The sequence below is a fragment of the Planomonospora antibiotica genome, from assembly GCF_014647955.1.
Taxonomy (GTDB): domain Bacteria; phylum Actinomycetota; class Actinomycetes; order Streptosporangiales; family Streptosporangiaceae; genus Planomonospora; species Planomonospora parontospora.
The window spans coordinates 1-741 of record NZ_BMQE01000158.1 but is presented as its reverse complement, the minus strand read 5'-3'; the positions used below and the strand labels follow the sequence as shown (position 1 = coordinate 741).

Genomic DNA, 741 nt, shown 5'->3' with positions numbered 1-741 from the left:
CCCGCCGAGACGGATCCGGCCGAACCGGCTGAGCGCGAGCACGACGGCCAGGACCAGGAAGGAGTCGGCGGCCACCACGAACAGCCAGCCGAAGTTGCCCAGCACCCACCCGAGTGCGACGTCGCCGGCCGTGGCGAGCGACTCGGTGAAGATCGCGCCCCACAGCATCACCGCCGACAGCAACCCCACGGCGATGGCCAGCAGGGGCAGGTCGGGTCGGGGTGGGCGCATCGTGCCTCCAGTATCAATACTCTGAGTGAGACCAATGTTCCCCTGTGTAAATACCGGCGAACCGTGGCGATCGAGTTCCCGGCCGGGGCGCGGTCCTGCGGAGCGTCGGCGCTGGACGGCACCGTACGCTCCGGACGCACCGCGGTCCGATCTCCCGGATCGCATCGGAGGGTCGCTGCTCGATGACACGGTGATGCCACGGGTGCGCAAGAAGCAGCACACCCGGCCCTCTCGCCACGTGTACGTGCCGGAAACGGGCAAGCACCTGGACGAGCTGACCGCACGCGCCGGGCTCAGCGCCGAGGAGCGGCTGGCCGCTCGGGCGGTGGCCACCGTGCTGCCGTTCCGCACCAACGCCTACGTGCTGGAGCACCTGATCGACTGGTCGGCCGCCCCCGACGACCCGATCTACCGGCTGGTCTTCCCCCAGCCCGACATGCTGCCCGCCGCCGACGACGTGGCCGCGCTGGTGGCCTACCTGCGGGCCCACCCCGAGGTGACCAGCGTGCT

Annotated in this window: 1 protein-coding gene and 1 pseudogene; one reads left to right on the top strand and one right to left on the bottom strand. The window is 70.7% G+C overall.

What is annotated here, in order from left to right; all coding sequences use genetic code 11:
• The coding region (locus IEZ06_RS35915; RefSeq protein WP_189241125.1) for a BCCT family transporter at positions 1-231 on the bottom strand (231 nt) is incomplete at its 3' end.
• Between the two features lie 202 nt (positions 232-433).
• Between IEZ06_RS35915 and IEZ06_RS35910 the strand changes: the two are divergent.
• A pseudogene (locus IEZ06_RS35910) lies at positions 434-741 on the top strand (hypothetical protein); the annotation flags it as partial.